18 protein-coding genes are annotated in these 25,408 nt (G+C 62.3%); 8 read left to right on the forward strand and 10 right to left on the reverse strand.

Features of this window, described 5'->3' with window-relative positions; genetic code table 11:
- Positions 1–55: 55 nt before the first annotated feature.
- Both VBE63_RS04160 and gpmI read right to left on the reverse strand, forming a co-directional pair.
- A complete protein-coding gene (locus VBE63_RS04160; protein ID WP_323681730.1) occupies positions 56–895 on the reverse strand; it encodes a thymidylate synthase in 840 nt (279 codons plus the stop codon).
- Complete coding sequence (gene gpmI / locus VBE63_RS04165; protein ID WP_323681731.1) at positions 880–2,436, reverse strand: 2,3-bisphosphoglycerate-independent phosphoglycerate mutase; 1,557 nt, start codon at positions 2,434–2,436, stop codon at positions 880–882. The genes VBE63_RS04160 and gpmI overlap by 16 nt, the downstream gene beginning before the upstream one ends.
- A 440-nt stretch (positions 2,437–2,876) precedes the next feature.
- Here gpmI and VBE63_RS04170 point away from each other — a divergent pair, with 440 nt between their 5' ends.
- A complete protein-coding gene (locus VBE63_RS04170) occupies positions 2,877–4,136 on the forward strand; it encodes a glucose-1-phosphate adenylyltransferase (protein ID WP_323681732.1) in 1,260 nt (419 codons plus the stop codon).
- Positions 4,137–4,280: 144 nt separating this feature from the next.
- Here VBE63_RS04170 and ihfB read toward each other — a convergent pair whose 3' ends face one another.
- The 4 genes from ihfB to aroA all read right to left on the reverse strand — a co-directional run bounded on the left by ihfB (position 4,281) and on the right by aroA (position 8,761).
- Positions 4,281–4,646 carry an integration host factor subunit beta gene (ihfB, locus tag VBE63_RS04175; RefSeq protein ID WP_323681733.1) on the reverse strand — a complete coding sequence of 122 codons (366 nt, stop codon included), beginning with the start codon at positions 4,644–4,646 and terminating at the stop codon, positions 4,281–4,283.
- A 107-nt stretch (positions 4,647–4,753) separates the two neighbouring features.
- A complete protein-coding gene (gene rpsA / locus VBE63_RS04180) occupies positions 4,754–6,463 on the reverse strand; it encodes a 30S ribosomal protein S1 (protein WP_323681734.1) in 1,710 nt (569 codons plus the stop codon).
- 194 nt (positions 6,464–6,657) lie between these two features.
- The gene (gene cmk / locus VBE63_RS04185) at positions 6,658–7,413 is read right to left on the reverse strand and encodes a (d)CMP kinase (protein ID WP_323681735.1); all 756 of its coding nucleotides are present in this window, start codon (positions 7,411–7,413) and stop codon (positions 6,658–6,660) included.
- 7 nt (positions 7,414–7,420) lie between these two features.
- The gene (gene aroA, locus VBE63_RS04190; RefSeq protein WP_323681736.1) at positions 7,421–8,761 is read right to left on the reverse strand and encodes a 3-phosphoshikimate 1-carboxyvinyltransferase; all 1,341 of its coding nucleotides are present in this window, start codon (positions 8,759–8,761) and stop codon (positions 7,421–7,423) included.
- Positions 8,762–8,909: 148 nt separating this feature from the next.
- On the opposite strand from aroA, the gene VBE63_RS04195 reads away from it, so the two are divergent.
- The gene (locus tag VBE63_RS04195) at positions 8,910–10,358 is read left to right on the forward strand and encodes a dihydrolipoyl dehydrogenase (RefSeq protein ID WP_323681737.1); all 1,449 of its coding nucleotides are present in this window, start codon (positions 8,910–8,912) and stop codon (positions 10,356–10,358) included.
- Positions 10,359–10,502: 144 nt separating this feature from the next.
- A complete protein-coding gene (locus VBE63_RS04200; RefSeq protein WP_323681738.1) occupies positions 10,503–11,789 on the forward strand; it encodes a PQQ-dependent sugar dehydrogenase in 1,287 nt (428 codons plus the stop codon).
- Positions 11,790–11,869: 80 nt separating this feature from the next.
- On the opposite strand, the gene VBE63_RS04205 is transcribed toward VBE63_RS04200, so the two are convergent.
- Both VBE63_RS04205 and VBE63_RS04210 read right to left on the reverse strand, forming a co-directional pair.
- Positions 11,870–12,304 carry a hypothetical protein gene (locus VBE63_RS04205; RefSeq protein ID WP_323681739.1) on the reverse strand — a complete coding sequence of 145 codons (435 nt, stop codon included), beginning with the start codon at positions 12,302–12,304 and terminating at the stop codon, positions 11,870–11,872.
- A gap of 96 nt (positions 12,305–12,400) precedes the next feature.
- Positions 12,401–13,189, reverse strand: coding sequence for an HAD family hydrolase (locus VBE63_RS04210; RefSeq protein WP_323681740.1), 789 nt, complete (start codon positions 13,187–13,189; stop codon positions 12,401–12,403).
- Positions 13,190–13,415: 226 nt separating this feature from the next.
- Here VBE63_RS04210 and dksA point away from each other — a divergent pair, with 226 nt between their 5' ends.
- Entirely contained in the window at positions 13,416–13,850 is a 435-nt protein-coding gene (gene dksA / locus VBE63_RS04215; RefSeq protein ID WP_323681741.1) for an RNA polymerase-binding protein DksA, read from the forward strand.
- A 118-nt stretch (positions 13,851–13,968) separates the two neighbouring features.
- Positions 13,969–14,901, forward strand: a complete 933-nt coding sequence (gene gluQRS / locus VBE63_RS04220) for a tRNA glutamyl-Q(34) synthetase GluQRS (RefSeq protein WP_323681742.1) — start codon at positions 13,969–13,971, stop codon at positions 14,899–14,901.
- On the opposite strand, the gene ppk2 is transcribed toward gluQRS, so the two are convergent.
- The gene (gene ppk2 / locus VBE63_RS04225; RefSeq protein ID WP_416274502.1) at positions 14,898–15,788 is read right to left on the reverse strand and encodes a polyphosphate kinase 2; all 891 of its coding nucleotides are present in this window, start codon (positions 15,786–15,788) and stop codon (positions 14,898–14,900) included. The genes gluQRS and ppk2 overlap by 4 nt on opposite strands.
- Before the next feature lie 221 nt (positions 15,789–16,009).
- On the opposite strand from ppk2, the gene VBE63_RS04230 reads away from it, so the two are divergent.
- The gene (locus tag VBE63_RS04230; RefSeq protein WP_323681744.1) at positions 16,010–18,394 is read left to right on the forward strand and encodes a phosphoketolase family protein; all 2,385 of its coding nucleotides are present in this window, start codon (positions 16,010–16,012) and stop codon (positions 18,392–18,394) included.
- Positions 18,395–18,436: 42 nt separating this feature from the next.
- Complete coding sequence (locus VBE63_RS04235) at positions 18,437–20,938, forward strand: glycogen/starch/alpha-glucan phosphorylase (RefSeq protein ID WP_323681745.1); 2,502 nt, start codon at positions 18,437–18,439, stop codon at positions 20,936–20,938.
- Between the two features lie 55 nt (positions 20,939–20,993).
- Here the strand turns inward: VBE63_RS04235 and VBE63_RS04240 are convergent, their stop codons facing one another.
- Entirely contained in the window at positions 20,994–22,373 is a 1,380-nt protein-coding gene (locus VBE63_RS04240) for a DUF3422 domain-containing protein (RefSeq protein ID WP_323681751.1), read from the reverse strand.
- A 305-nt stretch (positions 22,374–22,678) separates the two neighbouring features.
- Between VBE63_RS04240 and VBE63_RS04245 the strand changes: the two genes are divergently transcribed.
- Positions 22,679–25,408: transcription-repair coupling factor (locus tag VBE63_RS04245; RefSeq protein WP_323681746.1), on the forward strand; the 2,730-nt coding region annotated here is incomplete at its 3' end.

A 25,408-nucleotide genomic window follows, 5' to 3' on the forward strand; every position in this document is an offset into this window, starting at 1 on the left:
TTAACCGCATCCGAGCCAAGCAGGGCGAGGCCAGCGCCTCAGCGCGGCAAGCCCCTTAGACCGCGATCGGCGCGGGGATTGGCGGATAGGGGTCATAGCCCTCGATGCTGAAGTCCTCAAGCCGATACTCGAACAGGCTCGCGGGGCGGCGCAGGATGCGCAAGCGCGGCAGGGGCCGAGGTGTGCGGCGCAACTGCTCGTCAACAATCGTGTCGGTGAGATGATTAGCGTAGAGGTGCAGATCACCAAAGCTGTGGACCAGCTCGCCGAGCGCGAGATCAGCCTGCTGCGCCATCATCTGCGTGAGCAGGGCATAACTGGCGATGTTAAAGGGCACACCGAGGAATAGATCGGCGCTGCGCTGATAGAGCTGACAGGAGAGGACGCCATCCTGCACATAAAACTGAAACAGGCAATGACAGGGTGCCAGCGCCATGCGCCCAGCAGCGGCATTCTCGCGCGGCGACAGACCTGGGGTTGGAAGCGCGGCCGGATTCCAGGCCGTGACCAACAAGCGACGCGAATCCGGGTCCTGCCTGATGGCCTCCAGCACCTCAGTGATCTGGTCGATCGAGCCACCATCGGGGGTCGGCCAACGCCGCCACTGGGCGCCGTAGATGGGCCCAAGCGCACCATCCTCCGTCGCCCATTCGTCCCAGATACTGACGCCTTGGGCGTTGAGATCGCGGTTATTGGTGGAGCCAGAGAGGAACCAGAGCAGCTCGGCAATCACGCTCTTCAGATGGATGCGCTTGGTGGTCAGCAGCGGAAAGCCGGCGGCCAGATCAAAGCGAACCTGACGCCCAAACACTGAGCGCGTGCCCACCCCTGTCCGATCGGATCGATCAGCGCCGTTCTCGATCACATCGCGCAGCAGGTCTAGATACTGTTGCATTTCTGCGCCGGCTTCAGCAAGATCGATTTGCCCTGCATGGCCTCAGGCTGAGGCAGTCCCATCAACTGCAGCACCGTCGGCGCAACATCCTCGATTCCGGCGCCAATGCGCAGACGCCAAGAAACCTCATCAATGACCAGACAGGGCACCGGATAAACGCTGTGACGGGTGTGTGGCTCACCGGTCAAGGGATCGACCATCTCGTCGCAGTTACCGTGGTCGGCGGTGAGTAGCACCGAATAGCCCTGATGGGCGGCGCAATCGATGACCCGACCGACCTCGCGATCCAGGGTCTCGACGGCCTTGATCACAGCGGCCCTCACGGCGGTATGGCCCACCATATCGCCATTGGCGAAGTTGGCGACGATAAACGCGTAGGCTCGGCTCTCAAGCGCGCCGATCACGGCATCGGCGACCCCAGCGGCCGACATCTCTGGCTGCAGATCATAGGTCGCCACCCGTGGCGAGGGGATCAGGCAGCGTTCTTCGCCCGGAAACGGATCACTGCGCCCACCGTTGAAGAAGAAGGTCACATGCGCGTATTTCTCGGTTTCAGCGCAGTGAAATTGCGGTAGCCCAGCGTCGCTCAGCACCTCTCCGAGCACCACCGGTGGCATCTCGTGGCTAAAGGCCGTGGGCAGCCCATACCAGGGATCGTATTCCATCATGCAGGTCAGATCTGCGGCGCCGAAGCCGCCGCGATCGAAGGCATCGAAGTCGCGGCTGAAGAGCGCCGAGACGATCTGCCGCGGGCGATCCTTGCGGAAGTTGAAGAAGACCACCGGATCATCGTTCTGGATCAGTTCGCTGCCAGCTATCAGAGTCGGACGGATAAACTCATCGTCTTCATCGGCGGCATAAGCCTGCTCAATGGCCGCCCGTGGCGAATCCGCTCGCCGGCCCTGGCCATGCACCAGCGCATCAAATGCCAACTGTGTCCGATCCCAACGCTTGTCGCGGTCCATCGCATAATAGCGCCCGGCAACAGTCCCAACCAGGCCGCCAGCCGCGGTGAGCGCTTCATCGAGCGCAGCCAGATAACTCAGCGCTGAGCGCGGCGCGGTATCGCGACCATCGGTGATCATGTGCACCACCGGGCGCGCACCCTGATATTTGGCGAGCTTGATCAATGCATTCAGGTGCCGAACATGGCTATGCACGCCACCATCGGACACCAGCCCTAACAGATGGAGCGGACGCCCAAGCTCAACCGCACGCTGAGCCGCAGCCTGTAACACCTTGTTGTCGAAGAAGCTCCGATCAGCGATCGCGTCATCGATCAGCACCAGGTCTTGACGAACGGTACAGCCCGAACCGAGCGTCATATGCCCCACCTCGGAGTTTCCCATCTGGCCTTCAGGCAGCCCGACGGCGCGCGCCGAGGCCTGCAGCACCGTATGCGCGTTCTGCGCAAAGAGCCGATCGAGATTCGGCGTCTCGGCGAGTACAACGGCGTTATTGGCTTTGCTGGGATTGGTGCCGAAGCCATCCAGGATGATGAGCAGCACTGGACGGCGTGGTAGCTCGAAACGTTGTCCCATGGTCTCTCCGTGCATAAAGATCAAACCAGCCCGATCTCAATCAAAGGCACAAGGGTAGCAGTTACCCATCGCAAAACGCAGCATCAACCCCCTGCCCGCCCTGCTGATCGGCGCGCTCGCAACGGGCGATCAGCGCACCGACACTCAACGCAGAGGCTGACTCCGAGCGCTCGACGGGCGCAAACCAAAGCTCGCTAAGCCCGTAATAGCACCAATAGCAGCCAAGCAAATGTGCTTAAGCTGTCGGATCGCAACAACAGAATCCTCTCCGGGTTTATCATGGGGGATGTCAGGCTCGGCGAGCGTCATAGATCTCGCCGGGACGACATCGAACACGACGACACACACTGAGGGTGGTGCTCATTGTAACGCGGCGCACTGCTGCGCAACGCACCAAGGCACGCACCCTCAGTGGCCGACTCACAGCGCCCGGAGGAGACATGCCCGATCGAATCATTGCTTTCGTTATGGCTGGTGGCCAAGGCTCCCGCCTGCAGCCACTGACCGCTGCCCGCTCAAAGCCATCGGTGCCCTTCGGCTCGCGCTACCGCATCGTCGACTTCGTGCTCAGCAACCTGATCAACTCGCAGATCAGGACCATCTATCTGTTGGTGCAGTACAAGTCGCAGTCGCTGATCGAGCACGTGCGCAAGGCCTGGACCATCTCACCCTTGCTGAAGGACCAATTCGTCACCGTCGTGCCGCCGCAGATGCTGCTCGGTGAATCCTGGTTTCAGGGGACCGCAGACGCGGTCAACCAAAACCTCAACCTGATCGAAGAGCATGGTCCCGACCTGGTCGCGGTCTTCGGTGCCGATCATATCTACCGCATGGACATCTCGCAGATGGTCGCCTTCCACAAGGAGCGCGAGGCCGATGTGACCATCTCCGCGCTACCGGTGCCACTGGAGGATGCGAAGGGCTTCGGCGTCATCGCCGCCGATGCCGACGGACGGGTCGAGGCCTTCCAAGAGAAACCAGCGCATCCGTCGCCGATGCCGGATGATCCTAGCAAGGCCTATGCGTCGATGGGGAATTACATCTTCAGCACCGAGGTGCTGATCCGCGCGCTGCAAGACGCGCAACAGGCTGGAGAGACCGACTTCGGACAGCATGTGCTGCCGCGCCTGCTCGCAAGCAAGCACCGGCTGTTTGCCTACGATTTCGCAACCAATGAGATTCCCGGCATCAATGCCTACGAGGATCGCGTCTACTGGCGCGATGTCGGCAGCATCGATGCCTATTTCAACGCGCACAAGGATGTACTGGGTGCCGAGCCTGTCTTCGATGCCTTCAACCCGGACTGGCCGATCTACTCGAGTAACTACCAGGGGCCCGTCGCCCGTGTGCTCGGCGGACAGATCGAGAACACCCTGCTCGGCGCCGCAACCATGATCCATCACGGCACCCGGATCTGCAACTCGATCATCCGGCGCGAGGCGGTGATCGACGAAGGCGCCGAGCTTGAGGACTGCATCATCATGGACTATGTCCATGTTGGCAAAGGCGCTCGCCTGAAGAAGGTCATTATCGACCGACACAACGCCATCGAGCCAGGCGCGGTGATCGGCTATGACCGCGAGACCGATTCAAAACGCTACAAGGTCTCCTCCGGCGGGGTCACTGTCGTACCTTCCGGGCAGCCGACCATCTTTGCCCGTTCCATGACCGGTCGACAGGGGCGCGGCTACTCAGAGTAGAGCCAACCACTGAAGGGGGAAGCCATGACTTGGCGCCCCCTTCACTTGGTTGCCACAAAGCACTCAACAGGCCTGATTGCCAGAGAGCTCTCAACAGGCGCTGTCGATCAAGCGTAAAGCACTAGGGCCACGCGAACAGGATGATCAGCCAAGGCTGGCAGCAACCTTGCGTCGACGAGCGGCGTCTTCGTCCGGATCGTTCTGCTCCAACTGAGCCAACGTCTCCTGATAGGCCTGATTGACCCGGTCGCGGAGCTCCTTACCTGGCTTGAAGTGGGGCACGTACTTACCCGAAAGCGCGACGGCATCGCCGGTCTTAGGATTACGGCCAACACGCGGCGGACGGAAGTGGAGCGAGAAGCTACCGAAGCCGCGGATCTCGATGCGCTCACCTGAGGCCAGCGCACCACTCATCTGTTCCAAAATACAGCGTACGGCGAGTTCGACATCCTTGTAAACGAGATGGTTTTGCTCCCTCGCGAGAATATCGATGAGCTCGGATTTCATCATAGCGGCTAGCCTGCAATAACAATGCAGGCCCGGCGCGCTGCGCCGGGCGGGGGATCAGGAGGCGTGGTGAATCACAAAGACCGAGGTCTGCGGAATACGCCGCTTGCTCAGTCCTTCGCGGCCTCTTCCATCTGCTGCTTGAGGATGTCTCCAAGCGTGGCCGTGCCGGCCTGCGCCTCACGCGCATAGCCCTTAATGGCGGCCTGCTCATCCGCCATATCCTTTGCCTTGATCGAGAGCGAGATACTACGGTTCTTGCGATCGACGCCAAGGAACTTGGCCTCGACCTCTTCGCCGACCTTCAGCACCGCGCGCGCATCCTCGACCCGATCGCGCGAGATCTCCGAGGCGCGCAGATAGCCCTCGACGCCGTCGCCTAGATCGATATTCGCACCCTTGGCGTCCACCTCGGTGATCGTCCCAGTGACGATGCTGCCCTTCTCGTGCACGGCAACGAAGCTCGAGAACGGGTCCTTATCCAGCTGCTTGATGCCAAGCGAGATCCGCTCGCGCTCTGGATCAACCGAGAGCACCACGGTCTCGACCTCATCGCCCTTCTTGAAGCTGCGCAGCGCGTCCTCGCCAGACTCATCCCAGGAGATGTCGGAGAGATGCACCAGACCGTCGATACCGCCATCCAGACCGATGAAGATCCCGAAATCGGTGATCGACTTGATCTGACCGGCAACGTGATCGCCCTTCTTGTGGATCGCCGAGAACTCATCCCAAGGGTTGGACTGACACTGCTTGATGCCGAGCGAGATGCGACGACGCTCCTCGTCGATATCCAGCACCATCACCTCGACGTCGTCGCCCATGTTGACGACCTTGCTCGGATGCACATTCTTGTTGGTCCAATCCATCTCGGAAACGTGCACCAGGCCCTCGACGCCCTCTTCGATCTCGACGAAGCAGCCGTAGTCGGCAATATTGGTGACCTTACCGAAGACGCGGGTACTCTCGGGATAGCGGCGCGAGATATTGACCCAAGGATCTTCGCCCATCTGCTTTAAGCCCAGCGAGACACGCTGACGCTCGCGGTCGAACTTGAGCACCTTGACCATGATCTCTTGGCCGATCTCGACCACCTCGGAAGGATGCTTGACGCGGCGCCAAGCCATATCCGTGATGTGCAGCAGGCCATCGATGCCGCCGAGATCTAGGAAGGCGCCGTAGTCGGTGAGGTTCTTGACCACACCGTTGAGCTCCAGCCCCTCTTCCAGCTTCTCGAGCAGCTGTTCGCGCTCGGCGCTGTATTCTTCCTCAACCACCGCGCGGCGCGAGACGACGACATTGTTGCGACGCCGATCGAGCTTGATGACCTTGAACTCGAGGTCCTTGCCTTCGAGGTAGGTGGTATCGCGCACCGGGCGGATATCGACCAGTGAGCCCGGCAGGAACGCCCGCACACTGCCCAGCTCGACGGTGAAGCCGCCTTTGACCTTGCCGTTGATCTGGCCGGTGACCGTCTCGCCATCGTCGAAGGCGCGCTCGAGCTTGTCCCAGGCGGCGAAGCGCTTGGCCTTCTCACGCGAGAGGCGGGTGGCGCCGAATCCGTCTTCGACGGCGTCCAGTGCAACCTCGACGTCATCGCCGACACTCACTTCCAACTGGCCCTCGGGGCTCAGGAATTGATTGCGCGGGATGATCCCTTCAGATTTGAGGCCGGCATTAACGATGACGGAGTCAGCGGTGATGGCGACGACTTGGCCGGTGACGATGGTACCCGGCTGGAGCTGCGTGTTGGTAAGGCTCTGCTCAAAGAGCTCGGCGAAGCTTTCGGTCATGCTGTGAATGTTCCTGGCGTCCCACGCCATCTCCTGAGGGTCATCAGCAGCCGCATCAGCGACCCGCAGCCAACAGGAGGGTTAAGTTAAAACGAAACGGCCGAGGCGGCTGCCGATCGGCCGAGATCATCAAAAAATGGATCGGAGACGGCTCCCGAACGCGAGAGCGACGCCAGAGCAGCGTCAGGCTAACGCGGGTGCCGATTCCAAGCCGACATCTTGCCTCAAGGGTCTGCTGATTCGAGTGCGACCTTGGCCAGGCCAAGAACCTGATCAAAGACCTCGTCGATCGATAATGAGGTCGAATCAACGATGATTGCTGCACAAGGCACCAAGAGCGGGCTCTCGGCTCGCTCGCGATCACGCTCGTCGCGCACACGAAGCGCTTGGACAAGGTCGCGGAGGTTAGCATCCATCCCTTTGTCCTTCAACTGTTTATATCGCCGCTGCGCGCGCTCCTCTGGACTCGCGTCGAGATAGATCTTCAGCAGCGCATCTGGAAAAACGCGCGAACCCATATCTCGGCCATCGGCGACCAAGCCCGGCGCCACTGCCGCGCCCCGCTGCCAGCCGAGCAGCGCGCCACGAACTTCTGGATGCACGGCGACCCTTGAAGCGTCAACACCAGCCTCGGCGGTGCGGATCAGCTCCGAGACATCCTCGCCGTCCAAGAGCACCCGCTCGCCCTCGAGCAAGACCTGAATCTGTGCCGCCAAACGGCCAAGCTCAGGACCCGCTTCAAGGTCGATCCCGCGCCGACGCGCCGCTAGCGCCAGCGTGCGATAGAGGGCACCGCTATCGAGCAGGTGCCAGCCAAGATAGTCAGCGAGCAGGTTGGCGATCGTGCCCTTGCCGGTCCCCGATGGACCGTCGATGGTGATCACTGGCGCCGCAGCGCTCGTCGTCGCCGCTTGATATGCGTCCTGCCTGGCGTCGGCATCGATAGCGGAGGATGACAGGGGCTTTTGCCGTTGCGTCATCGTCGTGCTACTCCGCTCTCAGCTCGGTGATCTGCAAACCCACGCCCGCGGCGAGGCCGGCAAAATCCGGGAATGAGGTCTCGACGTTGGCGCAGTCGTCGATCCGGATCGGGGCCGTTGCCCGCAGCGCGCTGATCGCAAAGGCCATCGCGATGCGATGATCGCCATGGCCCTCGACTCGCCCACCACCGAGCAGGCCAGCCGCACCGCGACCGCGGATCAGCATCCCATCCGGGCGCGGCTCAACCTCAACGCCCAGCGCACTCAGACCATCGGCCATCACTTGGATGCGATCGCTCTCCTTCACCCGCAGCTCAGCCGCACCGCTTAGCAGCGTCTCACCATCGGCACAGGCAGCGGCGATGAACAGCGCCGGGAATTCGTCGATTGCCAGAGGCACCTGATCTTGCGGAATCGCGATACCGCGCAGGGACGCGGCACGCACGCGCAGATCGGCAACCGGCTCACCACCCAGTTCGCGCGCCCGCTCGATCGCGATATCGGCCCCCATCTGACGCAGGATATTGACCACACCGAGGCGGGTCGGATTCAGACCCACCTGGGTCAAGGTCAGATCCGAGCCAGGGGCGATGCTGGCCCCGACCAGAAAGAAGGCCGCGGAGGAGATGTCGGCAGGGATCGTGATCGGCGTCGCCATCAGGCGTCCACCACCGCTGAGGCAAACACGATTGCCGGCGCGGTGCACCGGATAGCCAAAGGCACTGAGCATGCGCTCGGTATGGTCACGCGTGGGCGCCGGCTCGGTGATACAGGTCTCGCCTTGCGCATAGAGTCCCGCCAGCAACAAACTCGATTTGACTTGAGCGCTGGCCACCGGCAATGCGTAGTCGATGCCGAGCAACCGCTCGGCCGGCAGCAGACGCAGCGGCGCCCGACCTTCAGGCGTTGCCTCGATCCGCGCACCCATCTGGGTCAGCGGAGCGATCACCCGCCCCATGGGCCGCCGCGAGAGCGAGGCATCGCCGATCATGGTGGTGGCGAAGCGCTGTCCGGCCAGCAACCCGGACAGCAGTCGCATCGAGGTCCCCGAGTTGCCGAGATCCAACGCCTGCCCCGGCTCCCGCAGGCCGCGCAGGCCGACCCCCTTGACCTTGAGCCGGCCTTGAGCCGGCCCCTCGGCCTCGACCCCCATGGCACGAAACGCGGCCAGGGTGGCCAAGCTATCCGCACCTTCGAGAAATCCGTCGATCTCGGTCGTACCCTCGGCCAGGGCCGCAAGCATCACCGCGCGATGGGAGATGGATTTATCGCCGGGCACGCGCAGCTCACCGCGCAAGGCGCCACCAGGCGCAAGCTCGAAGCTCAGGGAAGGGGCAGACGCAGACATAGACCTCTCGCTGGACAGCAGGCGGCTCAGATCAAGACCGCAGAAAAAATGGCGGCCGCAACCGCGTAGAATGCGGCGCTCTTCTGGTTCCGGTCAAGATACCAAGTCCGCTCTATCCTATTTCACCGCCTTATCAAGAGAGTCATCGATGCAAGAACGATTCGTCGACATCGCCATCATCGGCGCCGGAACTTCCGGTCTCAATGCCATGAGCCAGGCGCGCAAGGCCGGCAAAAGCTTCGTACTGATCAACGGCGGCGAGCCTGGCACCACCTGCGCTCGCGTCGGCTGCATGCCCTCCAAGGCGATGATCCAGGTCGCCGAGGACTACCATCGCCGCACCCATCTCGGCCGCTATGGCATTGATGGTCATGAGGGGCTGCAGCTGAACCTCGCTGAGGCCTTGGAGCATGTCCAAGATATTCGCGACACCTTCGTCGACCGGGTGCTCGGCAGCAGCACTGACGACCTGCCAGAGGACCTGTTCCTGCAGGACTACGCCCGCTTCCTCGAACCCACCCTGCTCGCGGTCGGCGAGCAGCGCATCCGCGCCGGCGCCGTGGTCATCGCCACCGGCTCGCGGCCGCGAGTACCCGAGCCCTGGCGCGCCTTCGGTGACAAGCTGCTGACCACCGACAGCCTGTTCGAGCTTGCCGACCTACCGGCTTCGATCGCCGTCATCGGCCTCGGCACTATCGGCCTCGAGCTGGGCCAGAGCCTGCATCGACTTGGCATCCAGGTCGAGGGCTTCGATCAGCTCGCGACCCTTGCCGGCATTCGCGACCCAGAGGTCAACCAGGCCGCCATCCAAGTCATCGGCAAGGAATTTCCGCTCCATCTCGGCCAACCGGTGCAGATCAGCGAAGATGGCGAGCAACTGCGTATCCGTGCCGGCGCGCATCAGATCAGCGTCGACGCCCTGCTCTGCAGCATTGGCCGGGTGCCGAATCTGGAGGGTCTCGGGCTCGAGCAGCTCGGCCTTGAGCTCGACGCCCGCGGCCTGCCGCCGTTCGATCGTCACAGCATGCAGGTCGGCGAACTACCGGTCTTCATCGCTGGTGACGTCACTGCCGAGCGCCCCGTGCTGCACGAGGCCGGCGACGAGGGACGCATCGCCGGCTATAACGCGGTGCAAACCACCAGCGGCAAACGCCCAGCCCGCTTCCGCCGCCGTACGCCCTTGTTCATCAACTTCTGCGACCCGAACATCTGCATCATCGGCCAAGGCTTCGACAGGCTTGACCGAGACCAGACCGCGATCGGCGAGATTAAGATGGCCCCAGTCGGGCGCGCCCTGATCATGGGCAACAACCGCGGCCTGATTCGGGTCTATGCCGATAAGACCAGCGGCCGCCTGCTCGGCGCCGAACTGATGGCACCGCGCGGCGAAAACCTAGCCCATCTCATCAGCTGGAGCATCCAACAACAGATGACGGTCGAACAGATGCTGCGCATGCCCTTCTACCACCCAGTGATCGAAGAAGCACTGCAGGCAGCACTCAATGATCTCAACCGCAAGCTGGAGGTCAAATGCGACGGCCCACTCACCGAGCTTGCGCTGCTCGAGCCTTCGGACGGAACAGCGGCAAGCCGATAAGCAGGCCGAGAAGCAACCAGGGAAGCACCTGATGCGCAGGATCGGATCCGCATCAGGGGCCTCTCGCGCAAGCCATATCAGGCAACAGCTCCAGCGATGACAGCATCCAGCTATACATCCAGCGTGACTCAGGAGGAATATCCCATGCAGCAACATCGGCAAACTCGAGTCCCCAGCCGTCCGCAAGCCACGGCGCTCTGGCTACTCGCCCTGATCCCGGCACTCGGCTGCACCCAGCCAACGGGTCCAGTCGAGCCGACCGGCGATGTCCCCGAGGCCGAAGGCTGGCGCATGGAGACCATTGTTGAAGGGCTGCGCCATCCTTGGAGTATCGCCTGGCTACCAGATGGCTCCGCGCTGGTCACCGAACGACCCGGCCGGCTGCGTCTGATCCACAACGCGACGACGGGAGCGGAAGCCGATGACACTGCCGATACCAAGGAAGACAGCAAGACAAGCGGCCAACGCACAAGTCAGACCCTCAGCAAAGCCAAGCTCGACCCAACCCCGATCCGCGGCACACCCAAGGTCTGCGCCTGCGGCCAAGGCGGTCTGCTCGATGTCAGCCTGCATCCCGACTTCGCCGAGAACCAACAGGTCTACCTGACCTTCGCCGAGGGCACCGAAGATGCCAACCGCACTGCGCTCGCCCGCGGTCGGCTCGATCTCGAGAACAAACGCTTGCTTGACCTCGAGATCCTCTTCCGTAACGCCGACAGCAAATCCGGTGGCCAGCACTTCGGCTCTCGGCTACTTTGGCTGCCCGACGGCAGCCTGCTGATGAGTATCGGCGACGGCGGCAACCCACCGACCGCGTTCGACGGCGAGAACATCCGCAATCAGGCGCAGAACCCCGGCACCCATTTTGGCTCGCTGTTGCGTCTGAACGCCGAGGGCTCAGCACCCGCCGATAACCCCTTGATCGACAAGCCGGGCGCCAAGCCCGAGCTCTACAGCATCGGCCATCGCAATATCCAAGGCCTGGCCCGCGATCCCAACAGCGGCCGCATCTGGTCCCATGAGCACGGCTCCCGTGGCGGCGACGAGATCAACCTGATCCAGGCCGGCAATAACTATGGCTGGCCCGAGGTCACCTACAGCATGGAATACTGGGGGCCGCGCGTCTCCGACAAAACCCAAGCTCCGGGCGTCACCCAGCCCCTCGTGGTCTGGACTCCGTCGATCGCTCCCAGCGGCATGACCTTCTACACTGGCAATGACTTTCCCGACTGGCAAGGCGACCTGATCAGCGGCGCGCTCAAGTTCCAACAACTGCGCCGCACCGATCTTGACGGTAACCGCGTCATCGGCGAAGAAAAGCTCAGCATCGGACGGCGTGTGCGCGACGTCCGTCAAGGACCAGAAGGGGGCCTCTACATCCTCACCGATGAGCCCGACGGCGCCCTCATCCGGATACTGCCGGATGCTTAGCCCAGCTCTTTAAGAAGGCGCATTAGAGAGGGGCACCGCCACCGGCGAGCTTTACCTCAGGCAGCGGCTGGTCAGGAGTACTAACCGTAGGGACCGAGAAAGATCATCCCACCCCAGAAGATCGAACAGGCGACCGAAAAGGAAAAACAGGCGCGGAACATCAGGAAGTGTGACGGGCTGACCGACTGTAACGCCTCACGGAAGAGACCGACATCGTCCGGCAGGTTCGCCTCGGCCGCGACGATTGCAGCGACCAGCCGACGCTGGATTTCCATTGACTGCCAAATGAAGAGGCTACCGGTGACCGACCATAGGCACACAACGGTGTTGGCCGCCCGCGCCGTATCTGGATGGATCTGCACCTTGTCGAACGCCAGCATCAGTGCCACAACCGCCAGGATCTCGATTCCCGCATACAGGTTAAACCGCGACCAGAACCGATCCAGCTCCGAATTGATCGTCTTAATGTAGATCTCAAGGTAGCGGGGGATCTGTATCGTCGCGAGGGAAGTCATTGCCGGGTCTTGTCCTAAACCTGTGCCTGTTTGGTCAGCCTGCTTCCAAGAGCAGAGTACAGCGACAGCCCAAGCTGGGCTGCATTGCCTCCTAGGCTAGCCGAACACCTGATCACGAAGCCTGCGTAGCACCTCAAGGTCGACATACTCAGCACCGCCGAGATCGCCCATCAGGGCCTGGGCTGGATCACCCGGCTCGCCGAACTGGTCTACCACCAGGGTGGCGCCGCCAAAGTCTTGCTGCTCGGTGTAACAGCTGGTGGTGACCAACAGCGCATCGAGGCCGGCGCCAAGTGCCGAGCGGACACCGTTCTCGGAGTCCTCGATCGCAACGCAGGCCGAGGCCGGCAGGTTGAGCTGTGCCAGGGCCAGCTCGAAGATGTCCGGCGCGGGCTTCTTCTGCTGCACCACATCGCCGGCCGCGATGACCTCGAACCAGTCCACCAAACCCGGCTCGGGGGCAGACTCAAGCAGTGCTGTGACGTTCGCCGGCGTGGTCGTGGTCGCGATCGCCAGCCTGACACCAGCATCACGGGCCTCGCGCAGCAGCCGCAGCACGCCGGTGCGCAGCGGAATGCCGCCTTTGCCCAGCCGTTCGACATAGTGCTCGGTCTTGCGCCGATGGAGATGCGCGATCAGGGCCTCAAGGCTCGAAAAGGCCTGCGTCTCGAGCTCGGCGTCGGGCCGATACTGGCTTAGATAGTGCCGCATCCGCTCCTTGCCACCAGTCACCGACAGGAGCTCGCCGTAAAGCTCAACGGACCAATGCCAGTCGAGACCTGCCTCGGCAAAGGCAGCATTGAAGGCTGGCCGATGGCCATCGCGCTCAGTATCGGCGAGAGTGCCGTCAACGTCAAAGATCAAGGCTTGGAGACCCGTCTGCATCGGGGATTCCTTCATGAGTAATGAACATGATCGGCGCGCAAGGTTAGCACAGCCGATTCGCAGAAACCGCATGCGCGGTGCTTGTCGCAGGCGAAGCGATCTGCTAGAAGGTGCGGCTTCAAAGCCGGGTGGTCGGTGGCTGCCGCTCGGCGCAGGCTTCACAAGACCGTGCCAACGTCACCTTCGAGGGCCGGTTTCAACATCGCATCGTCTCCGGGAGCAGATCATGGCCGAGACAGAGAAGAGAGGCGCGGGGACGCTCGGAATCGAGCCCTACGCTATTGCACAGGACGAGGAGTACATGAATGCAGACCAGGAAGCGCACTTCCGCGAGCTACTGCTGGAATGGAAGCGGCAGCTCATGGAAGAGGTCGACCGCACGGTCCATCATATGCAGGACGAGGCCACTAATTTCCCAGACCCCAATGACCGGGCTACGCAGGAATCCGAGTTCAGCCTCGAGCTGCGCACGCGTGATCGCGAGCGCAAGCTGATTCGCAAGATCGACGAGGCGCTCGAGCGCATCGATGATCACGACTATGGCTATTGCGAGGCTTGTGGGGTCGAGATTGGTGTCAGGCGGCTTGAGGCCCGACCAACAGCGACGCTCTGCATCGACTGCAAGACCCTGGACGAGATCCGCGAGAGGCAGCGCGGCTAAAAGGCGCTCTCGCGGTCTGGCCGTCGCGGTGTCTACCCGACGGTCAGAGCGAGCCTAGCAATCGCGTCCGCGGGCAGGGCCAGCGATACAGCGAACAGCTCAAGCAGACCAACCTCCGATGGATGGAAGGCAGGCCACTCCCCGCTACCGCGGTCGCTTCGCGCCTTCCCCAACTGGCCCGCTGCATTTCGGCTCTTTGCTCGCTGCCGTTGGCAGCTTTGCCGATGCGCGACAACAGCAAGGCGCTTGGCTGGTGCGCATTGAAGACCTCGACCAGCAGCGTTGTCTGCCCGGTGCTGACGTCAGCATCTTGAAGACACTCCAGGCGTTCGGGCTCTGCTGGGATGAGCCCCCCAGCTATCAAAGTCAGCGCACTGCCTACTACGAGGCGGCCCTCGAGCGCCTACAACGGGATCAGCTGTGCTACCCCTGCGCCTGCACTCGCCGGGAGATAGCCGCGCTCGGTCTCCAGGGTCTAGAAGGGCCGATCTACCCAGGCTGCTGTCGCGCGGGTCTGCCACCTGGTCGCAGGGGGCGCAGCTTGCGATTGCGCATCGACTGCGGTGAACTCAGCATCCTAGACCGCATCCACGGACTCAGCACACAGCACCTGTCCTCAGAGGTGGGCGATATCGTCCTGCGGCGTGCCGACGGCTTTTATGCCTACCAATTGGCCGTGGTCGTCGATGACGGCGACCAGGGCATCACGCGCGTGGTGCGGGGTGCCGACCTGCTTGGCTCTACCCAGCGTCAGGTCTATCTCCAGCGCTGCCTCGGTCTGCCTCAGCCTGAGTATGCGCATCTGCCACTGATGCTGGGAGGCGATGGCCGCAAGCTCTCCAAAAGCCTGGCCGCAGCCCCAGTCGATGCAACGGACCCGCTGCCGGCGCTGACGCAGGCATGGCATCTGCTTGGTCAGCGCTCGCTTGATGCAGCGCCGAGCAGGGTGGACGAATTTTGGCAGCAAGCCATCCCGCGTTGGGATCTCGCGCGTGTTCCTCTGGGTCCGCTGAAGATCGCGGGCAGTGACCCCCTACCCGCGGCGCGCTAATAACGCGCCGGCACGAACAGCTCATTGGGCAGCACGGCCCGATCGTAGTCCGGATTAAACACCCGATCCGGCAAGCTGATCGACTCATGCGGGACCTCGCCATAGGGCATCTGATCCAGCAGGTGATGGATACAGTTCAGCCGCGCCCGCTTCTTGTCGTTGGCCTCAACGATGAACCAGGGCGACTCCGGGATATTGGTGCGAGCAAAGGTCTCCTCCTTAGCCTTGGTGTAGTCCTCCCAACGCACCCGTGATTGCAAGTCCATCGGACTCAGTTTCCACTGCTTGAGTGGGTCATGGATGCGCATCAAAAAGCGCAACTGCTGTTCTTCGTCGGTGATCGAAAACCAGTATTTGACCAGGCGAATCCCGGAGCGCACCAACATCCGCTCGAACTCGGGAACGTCCTGGAAGAACTGTTCGACTTGATCCGCTGTGGCAAATCCCATCACCCGCTCAACCCCAGAGCGGTTGTACCAAGAGCGGTCGAACAGCACGATCTCTCCGCCTGAGGGTAGATGCGGCACGTAACGCTGGAAATACCATTGCGTGCGCTCCCGCTCGCTCGGCTTGGTGAGGGCCACCACGCGGCAGACGCGCGGATTCAACCGTTGAGTGATGCGCTTGATGACACCGCCCTTGCCAGCGGCATCGCGGCCCTCGAAGATGACTGCTATCTTCTCGCCGGTATGCTCTACCCAGTCTTGCAGCTTGATCAGCTCGGCCTGTAAGGTCAGTAGCGCCTTGAAATAGGTCACCCGATCGAGCGTCTGCGGATGCCGTTTCTTGTAGATGCGCCTCAGCTCGAGAGACAGCGCAGGTTCGGACAACTCAAGCTCGTAGTCCTCGTCAAGCTCTGCCTCAAGCTCAGCCTTCAACCAATCCATCCCCTCGAGATTCGCGCTATGGTCGTTCACAAGTTGCTCCTGGCGTCGAAAAACCATGCCGTCGCCGGACCAAGCCCAGCCAGGCCCAGCAACAGTCTTCAACCCTCAAGACTGACAGAGGTTGATGACAAAAAGAAGACGACAAGATACCGATCGGCGTCACCGAATGTTCACTGAAACACTCTAACCTGTTTCACCACAGACCGACTCAGGAGATCAGCATGGCTAACTCGACCCCAGTGACTTCCGCGCCCCTGGACCAGGCTCAGCTCGAGCAGATGGACGCCTACTGGCGGGCCTGCTGTTACCTCGCGGTGGGCATGATCTACCTGCGCGACAACCCGCTGCTGCGCGAGCCGCTGCAAGAGGCCCATCTCAAGAAGCGCCTGCTCGGCCACTGGGGCTCGAGCCCGGGCTTGGCGTTTATGTACGTGCACATGAACCGCCTGATCAATGCCCACCGGCAGGAGGCGATCTTCCTCGCCGGCCCTGGTCACGGCGCTCCCGGTATCCTGGCGCCGGTCTACCTGGAAGGCACCTACTCCGAGATCTACCCGAACAAGAGCGAGGACGAGGCTGGCATGAAGGCCTTCTTTAAACAGTTCTCGTTCCCCGGCGGCATCGGCAGCCATTGCACCCCGGAGACCCCCGGCTCCATCCACGAGGGCGGCGAGCTTGGCTATTCGATCTCGCATGCCTTTGGCGCCGCATTCGACAATCCAGACCTGCTGGTCACGGTGGCCGTGGGCGATGGTGAGGCCGAGACCGGCCCGCTTGCGACCTCCTGGCACTCGGCCAAATACCTGAATCCGATCCGCGACGGCGCAGTGCTGCCGATCCTCCATCTCAACGGCTACAAGATCAACAACCCGACCCTGCTCGCACGCATCCCAAACGACGAGCTCGCGAGCCTGATGCGCGGCTATGGCTGGGTGCCGCACTTCGTCGAGGGTGATGACCCGATGACGATGCATCGGCTGATGGCCGAGACGCTTGAAACCTGCTACGCCGAGATCAAGGCAATCCAGGACGAGGCGCGACACTCGGGCCAAGCCAGCCGCGGCCATTGGCCCATGATCCTGCTGCGCACCCCGAAAGGCTGGACCGGCCCTGAGACGGTCGATGGCCAGAAAGTCGAAGGCTTCTGGCGCGCGCATCAGGTGCCCTTGTCTGGAATGCATGGCAATCCGGCGCATCTCCAGCAGCTCGAGGCCTGGATGCGGAGCTACAAGCCTGAGGATCTGTTCGATGCGCAGGGCCGGCTGATCCCGGAACTGAAGGCGCTGGCACCGACGGGCACCCTGCGCATGAGTGCCAACCCCCATGCCAATGGCGGTTTGCTGCGCCGCGCGCTGCGCCGGCCTGACTTTCGCGATTATGCGATCCCGGTCGACCAGCCTGGCACTACAAGGCACATGAACACCAAGCCGGTGGGCAAGCTGTTGCGCGATGTGATGGCGAAGAATCCGGACAACTTCCGCGTCTTCGGGCCAGACGAGAACAGCTCGAACAAGCTGGATGCAATCTACGAGGTCTCGAAAAAGCTTTGGCTCTGCGATTACAAGGACGAGGACGCCGACGGCGGCGAACTGTCGCCCGACGGCCGGGTCTTGGAAATGCTCTCCGAGCATACCCTGGAAGGCTGGTACGAAGGCTATCTGCTGACCGGACGCCACGGCTTCTTCGCTACCTACGAGGCCTTCGTGCATGTGATCGACAGCATGTACAACCAGCATGCGAAGTGGCTGGCGATCTGCGAAGACATCCCCTGGCGCGCGCGCATCTCCTCGCTCAACCTGCTGATCACCTCCACGGTCTGGCGCCAGGATCACAATGGCTTTACGCATCAAGATCCAGGCTTCCTCGACGTGGTGGTCAACAAGAACCCGGAGGTGACGCGCATCTATCTACCGCCCGACGTCAACACCCTGCTCTCGACCGTGGATCATTGCCTACAGAGTCGCGACGACATCAACGTCATCGTCGCCGACAAGCAGAACCATCTGCAGTACCTGGACATGGACGCGGCCATCAAGCATTGCACGAAGGGCTTGGGCATCTGGGATTGGGCTAGCAATGATCAGGGCGAAGAGCCAGATGCGGTGCTCGTCGGCTGCGGCGATATCCCGACCAAAGAGGCGCTCGCCGCCACGGCGCTCTTGCGCGAGCACTTCGCGGAGGTGAAGATCCGCTTCATCAACGTCGTCGATCTGTTCCGGATCACCACCCCGAACGAACATCCGCACGGACTCAGCGATGCCGACTTCGATAGCCTGTTTACGAAAGACCGCCCGGTGATCTTCAATTTCCATGGTTATCCCTGGCTGATCCACCGGCTGGCCTATCGGCGCACCAATCACAAGAATCTGCATGTGCGCGGTTACAAGGAGCGTGGCAATATCAACACGCCACTCGAGTTGGCGATCGAGAACGAGATCGATCGCTTCACCCTGGCGATGGATGTGATCAAGCGCGTACCGCGCTTACAGGTCGCCGGCGCCCATGTGATGGAGCGACTCAAGGATAAGCAGATTGAATGCCGCAACTATGCACACGAATACGGCATTGATCTGCCCGAGGTCGACGACTGGATCTGGCCGTCCTGACTGGCTTGATTACTGGCTTGATTACTGGCAATGGAGCCACGCATGAGCACCGCTGATCCCCGTTTAGAGAACGAGCACACCCGCACCGGCCTGTCGAAGGAGGCACTGAAGCGTGCCTTCCTCGACAACCTGTTCTACATCCAAGGCCGGTCACTTGAGGTGGCGACCGACAACAACCTGTATCAGGCGGCCGCTTATACAGTGCGTGACCGGATGCTAGAGCGCTGGATCAAGTCATCGCGCATCTACAAAGATCAAAACCTGCGCACCGTCTGCTACTTCTCGGCCGAGTTCCTGCTCGGCCCGCACCTCGCCAACAACATGATCAACTTGGGCATCACGGAGGTATCACGCGAGGTGGCCGAGGAGCTTGGGCTTGACTTCGACCGCATTATCGAAAGTGAAGAGGAGCCGGGACTTGGAAATGGCGGACTGGGTCGATTAGCGGCCTGCTACATGGACTCACTGGCGACCAACCAGATTCCAGCGATTGGCTATGGCATCCGCTATGAGTTCGGCATCTTCGACCAAATCATTGTCGATGGCTGGCAGGTCGAGCAAGGGGACACCTGGCTGCGCAACGGCAACCCCTGGGAGATCATGCGCCCAAAACTCTCCTTTCCGGTCGGCTTCGGTGGCTATAGCGAGCGATACATTGATGAGCATGGGGTGCCGCGCCAGCGCTGGAGACCAGACTTGCTGGTCAATGGCGTTGCTTATGACACCGCGATCATGGGCTATGGTGTCACCAACGTGAACCTGCTGCGGCTGTGGAAATCCGAGGCACCAGAATCGTTCAATTTCGGCGCCTTCAATGTCGGTGACTACTACGGCGCCGTGCATGCCAAGATCGAGGCCGAGACCATCTCCAAGGTGCTCTACCCGAATGATGAACCGGTGGCCGGCAAGGAGCTGCGCCTCAAGCAACAGTTCTTTTTCGTCTCCTGCTCGCTACAGGATATGATCCGGCTTGAGCTGCGCCATGCCGGCACCCTAGAGCGCTTTCATCAGAAGTATGCGATCCAGCTCAACGACACCCATCCTTCGCTGGCGATTGCCGAGCTGATGCGGCTCTTGATGGATGATCATCTGATGACCTGGGAGCAGGCCTGGGCGATCACCCGCAACAGCTGCCACTTCACCAACCATACGCTATTGCCCGAGGCGTTGGAAACCTGGTCGGTTGATCTGTTCGAGCGCCTGCTGCCACGTCATCTGGAGATCATCTACGAGATCAACCGCCGCTTTCTCGATGAGGTGCGCGTGCACTTCTTGGGTGACGACGAGCGCGTCGCGCGCATGTCGCTGATCGACGAGCAAGGTGGTCGCAAGGTGCGCATGGCCCATCTCGCCGCCGTCGGCAGCAAGGCCATCAATGGCGTCGCCGAGCTGCACTCCGAGCTGCTCAAGACCACGGTGATGAAGGACTTCAATGATCTCTGGCCGGAGCGCTTTCATAACGTCACCAACGGCGTCACGCCGCGGCGGTTCATCGTCGCCAGCAATCCGGAGCTCGCCGCGCTGATCACCGAGACCTGCGGTAATGACCACTGGGTGCGCGATCTCGATTGCCTGCGCGACCTCGAGCCGCATGCCGAAGACCATGCACTGCAGCAGCGCTGGCGTGAGATCAAGACCAACGCCAAGCGCAAGCTCTCGAACTGGCTCGGCGAGCGCACCGGCTTCGCTCCAGACCCGGAGACCCTGTTCGATGTCCAGGCCAAGCGCTTCCATGAGTACAAACGCCAGCATCTGAACCTGCTGCACATCATCTGGGTCTATGAGCAGATCAAGCAGAGCCCGAACATCGATCTGACGCCGCGCACCTTCATCTTCGGTGGCAAGGCCGCGCCTGGCTATGTCATGGCCAAGCTGATGATCAAACTGATCAATGCCGTTGGCGAGGTGATCAATACCGATCCCCAGGTCAATGGCTATCTGCGCGTGCTGTTCATGCCCGACTTCAACGTCAAGAACGGGCAACGGCTCTACCCGGCCGCCGATCTTTCCGAGCAGATCTCGTTAGCTGGCAAGGAGGCGTCTGGCACCGGCAACATGAAGTTCTCGATGAATGGGGCGCTCACTATCGGCACCCTTGACGGCGCCAATGTTGAGATTCGCGATGAGGTCGGTCACGAAAACTTCTTCCTGTTCGGCATGACCGCGACCGAAGTCCAGCATCAGCAGGCGCTTGGTTATCAGCCTTGGGAGCTTTATCAGCGCGACGAGCAACTGCGCTCGGCAGTTGACCTGATCAGCTCTGGCCTGTTCTCCCATGGCGATACCGAGCTGTTCCGACCACTCAGCGAGAACCTGATTCACAGCGACCCCTTCATGGTCTTGGCTGACTTCCATGACTACCGTGAGCGCCAACGGGAGGTGGACCATGCCTATCAAGACAGGCGCCATTGGGATCGCATGTCGATCCTCAATACCACGCGCATGGGCAAATTCTCGTCTGATCGCTCAATCAACGAGTACGCTGAGCGCATTTGGCAAGTGACGCCAATGACGGTTGACCTCAGTCGTGCACGCGAGGGTTAACAGTTCCCGCAAGCACAGCGCCAGCCGCCAACATCGACGCCTGCTTGCCACGCCCTCATTCAGCACCCTTCAGCAACCGTCGCTTCGCCTGCCTGAGACCGAGCCAGGCCGCTCCAACCACGATCGGCATGGCGATGCCAATGCCCAGCGTCGCGTCCAAGGGCCAGCCACTGGCCTCGAAACCCTTTAGCAGATAACCGATCAGCCCGACGCCGTAATAGCTAATCGCGACCACCGAGAGCCCTTCGACCGTCTCTTGCAATCGCAGCTGGAGCTTTGCACGTCGGTCCATCGAATCCAACAGGGCCCGGTTTTGCTCTTGCAACTGCACCTCGACCCGCGCCCTCAGCAACGCGGTTACGCGTGCCGCGCGCTCGGCCAGATGCTGCTGACGCTGCGCGGTTGCGGTACAGGTGGCAATGGCTGGTGCCAAGCGCGCATCGAGGAACTCGCTCAAGGTCTGAACGCCCTGAATGCGCTCTTCACGCAACTGTTCCAGCCGCTGCCGAACCACCTGATAGTAGGCCTGAGAGGCATCAAATCGGGTGGCGGTCTCGGCGGCGACTGACTCGATCTCGGCCGCCAATGCGGTCAGCTCGGCCAGTAGCTCACGTTCTGGAGGGAGGTCGATGCCATCGGCAGGCTTGGGGGCAGACTTGGCCTCACTCATGCTGGCCAAACCCTGGTTGCCATCGACCATACGCGAAGCCACACCGGCCAAACGCTGTTCCGCCTCGCTCAGCAATTGCGACGCTTCGCGTGCGGCGGGTAGCCCGAGCAGCGCCATCGCGCGGTAGGCGTTGATCTCCAGCACACGCTTGATCAGCCGGCCGGCCTGACCATCCGACAAGCACCGATCACGCAACAGGATGTGACCAAAGCCATCGGCATGGATACGCAGATCGGACCAGATGAAACCCGCGCCTCCAGCGACCTGGGCGCCGATGACCGGATGACCACCAAAGAGCGCAACCAGTTCATCGAGACCGCGCTCTGGCATATCTGCCGATTCGAGGGCAAGCTGCACCGCGGTCACCACCTGCCCAGGAAGATTACGCAGCCAGACCTGTGGCAATTCGCCCAGCAGATCTGGGGCGAATGGCTGTGTAAAAGGTCCTTCGCGGCTCAGGGTGTAGGTCACGAATTCGGTATGCCGTTCCCAGCGCAGCCAAAGACCGCCGAGATCGGTTGCGTACTGCAGACCCACATGGGGCGGCAACTGAATGCCAAAATGAGAGAGCAGCCGCGCCAAGTACTGCTTCTGACTACCGCTGCCCCGCTCGCCGCAGAGGTAGGCCAGGTGGGCGATGCGAACGGGCGCCTGCAGCGGATCAAAGGTACGTGCGTGCAGCTCCGAGGTCACCAACTCGCGGAGTGGATGCACCGGGAAGGGTAACGCGGAGCTCTGTTGGCTCGGCTCCGGCAGCGCGGTCATGATCGGGCTGTTCGCGCGACGGATATCGTTGTGATCAACTCGAGTGGCCATCAAGGTGAATCTTCTCGGCGTCGTCCTGATTCGCCCCTATTGCCAGCGAGATTCGTCGGCTGCTGCATCGATGCGGTCCCCTGGGCTGGGCTGGGCTTGATCTGTCAAAAACTCAGTGGCAGCAACATAGTACCTATCCAGAGGCTAAATTGCTCGGCCCTTGAGCTGCAGCAGATTGGCTGCGCTAACCTGAACGCTGTGCGAAGATTCCACATACTGACTCCAGTTTTCCTAGGCTCATCCTGATTTTCGCTGTGTCCCAAGACTCCATCGCCCTCCGGCCAGACGCGCCTTCGGCGCCCGCTAGCCAATCCTCACGGCTGCTCGATGCACATGCGCTAGCATCATCGCCGCTCTCCCCTCCGCTGCCACAACGCCAAAGCGAGCGGTTGCTGTGGGGCAAGCTCTATGGTGCTGCAGCTGCGCTCGCCGTCGCCGAAGCCGCGCGTAAGGCGCGGGCGCCGCTGCTCTGCGTGGTCGCGGATATGCAGGCAGCGGTTCAGTTGAGCGATGCGCTGCGCTTCTTCCTCGGCGAGCACGAGGAGTCCAGCGCGGACGATGCAAGCAGATGCAAGCCCAAGTCGGATCTCAATCCGACTGTCCCCGTCCTCAGCTTCCCAGATTGGGAGACCTTGCCTTATGACGTCTTCTCACCCTTGCCGGAGCTGGTCTCCGAACGGCTGCTGACCCTGCACCGGCTACCGCAGCTCGAACGTGGAGTGCTGGTGGTACCGGTCGCCACGCTGATGCAGCGGCTACCGCCGTCCGACTTCGTCGACGGCCAGTCACTGGTGCTCGCGGTCGGTGATCGGCTGGATCTCGAGCGCACCCGCGAGCGCTTGGCGCGTGCCGGTTATCAATGCGTCTCGCAGGTCATCACCCATGGCGAGTTCGCGGTGCGTGGCGCCCTGCTCGACATCTTCCCGATGGGCGGCCGCGAGCCCTTACGCATCGACCTGTTCGACGACGAGGTCGAATCGATCCGCACCTTCGACCCGGACAGCCAGCGCTCGATCGCCAAGCTCGAGCAGGTGCGCCTGCTGCCGGCGCGCGAGTATCCGTTCACAGAGGAGGCGATCGCCGGCTTCCGCCAACGCTGGCGTGCCAGCATCGACGCCGACCCCAAGGCCAGCCTGATCTATCGCGAGGTCTCCGAGGGCCGAGCACCGGGCGGGCTCGAGTACTACCTGCCGTTGTTCTTCGACCAGACCGCGACCCTGTTCGACTATCTGCCGACGGGCGCGCTGCTGTTCGAGCCAGAAGGCGCCCGCGAGGCGGCCGAAGCCCGTTTTGACGATATCGGCACCCGCTACGAGCAGCGCCGCCACGACATCGAGCGCCCGCTACTGCCGCCACAGCGGCTTTATCTGAGCCCGGATGAGCTTGCCGGCCAGCTCAATGCGCTGCCCGGCGTGCGCTGGCAAAGCGCCGAATGGGCCGAGCGGCGCAAGGGTTTTGCGCAGGTCTGCCACTTCGCCACCGGGCGCCCTCCGGCGCTGGCGATCCAGGCCCGCGCCGCCGATCCGGCGGCAGCGTTGAAGGCGTTTCTGAATGAAACGCCTCTGCCCCATGACCCAGCTGTCGCTGAGGGGCGGGACCGAGACAGCGACGACAGCCAAGGGCGGCTCCAAGACGCATCAACCGGATTGCCCGAGGCACCTGTGGAGGCGTCCCGAGCAGCGCTGCCGCAGGACCATCGTACCGCGCCGCCGCACGCATCGCCTGCACATCAGCCCCCTCCCTCCGCTTCTGCGCACCAGTCGCCGGCAACCCAGCCCCGACGCGTCCTCTTCATCGCCGAGAGCACCGGCCGGCGCGAGATGTTGATCGACAACCTGCATGGCTTTGGCATCCAGCCAAAGACCGTCGCGGGCTGGCTCGATTTCCTCACCGGCACCGCCTCGCTCGCAGTGACCGTCGCGCCGCTGGAGGAGCCGCTGCTGCTGCCCGCCAGCGCCGATCAGCCCGCGCTCGTGATCCTGACCGAGACCCAGCTCTACGGCGAGCGCGTGCGCCAGGAGCGCCGGCGCAAGCGCCGCGAGCGCGATGGCGAGGCGGTGGTGCGCAACCTCACCGAGTTGGTCGCGGGCGCGCCGGTGGTGCACGAGGAACATGGCGTCGGTCGCTTCCTCGGGCTGCAGACCATTGCCGTCGGTGGCACCGCGGCCGAGTTCCTCGCGCTCGAGTACGCCAAAGGTGACAAGCTCTATGTGCCGGTCAGCTCGCTGCATCTGATCTCGCGCTACACCGGCGCCGAGCCTGAGCACGCGCCGCTGCACCGGCTCGGCAGCGACCAATGGGAGCGGGCCAAGCGCAAGGCCGCCGAGAAGGTGCGCGATGTCGCCGCCGAGCTGCTCGACATCTACGCCCGCCGCGCCGCGCGCCAAGGCGTCGCCTTCCCGACCCCTGGCCCCGACTACGACGCCTTCGCCACCGCCTTTGCCTTCGAGGAAACGCCCGATCAGCAGCGCGCCATCGAGGCCATCCTCACCGACATGGCCGATCCCAAGCCGATGGACCGCGTGGTCTGCGGCGATGTCGGCTTCGGCAAGACCGAGGTCGCCATGCGCGCCGCCTTCGTCGCCGTGAATGCCGGCAAGCAGGTCGCGCTGTTGGTACCGACCACCCTGCTCGCCCAGCAGCACTTCCAGAACCTCTCCGACCGCTTCGCCGACTGGCCGATCAAGGTCGAGAGCCTGTCGCGCTTCAAGAGCGCCAAGGAGGTCAAGACGGTGATGGATGGGCTCGCCGCCGGCACCGTCGACATCGTCGTCGGCACCCACAAGCTGCTGCAGCCCTCGGTCAAGTTCAAGAACCTGGGCCTGGCGATCATCGACGAGGAGCACCGCTTCGGCGTCCGCCACAAGGAGCAGCTGAAGAATCTGCGTGCCGAGGTCGACGTGCTGACGCTGACCGCCACACCCATCCCACGCACGCTCAACATGGCCATGGCCGGGATGCGCGATCTCTCCATCATCGCCACC

The sequence above is a fragment of the Lamprobacter sp. genome, from assembly GCF_034860625.1.
GTDB lineage: Bacteria > Pseudomonadota > Gammaproteobacteria > Chromatiales > Chromatiaceae > Lamprobacter.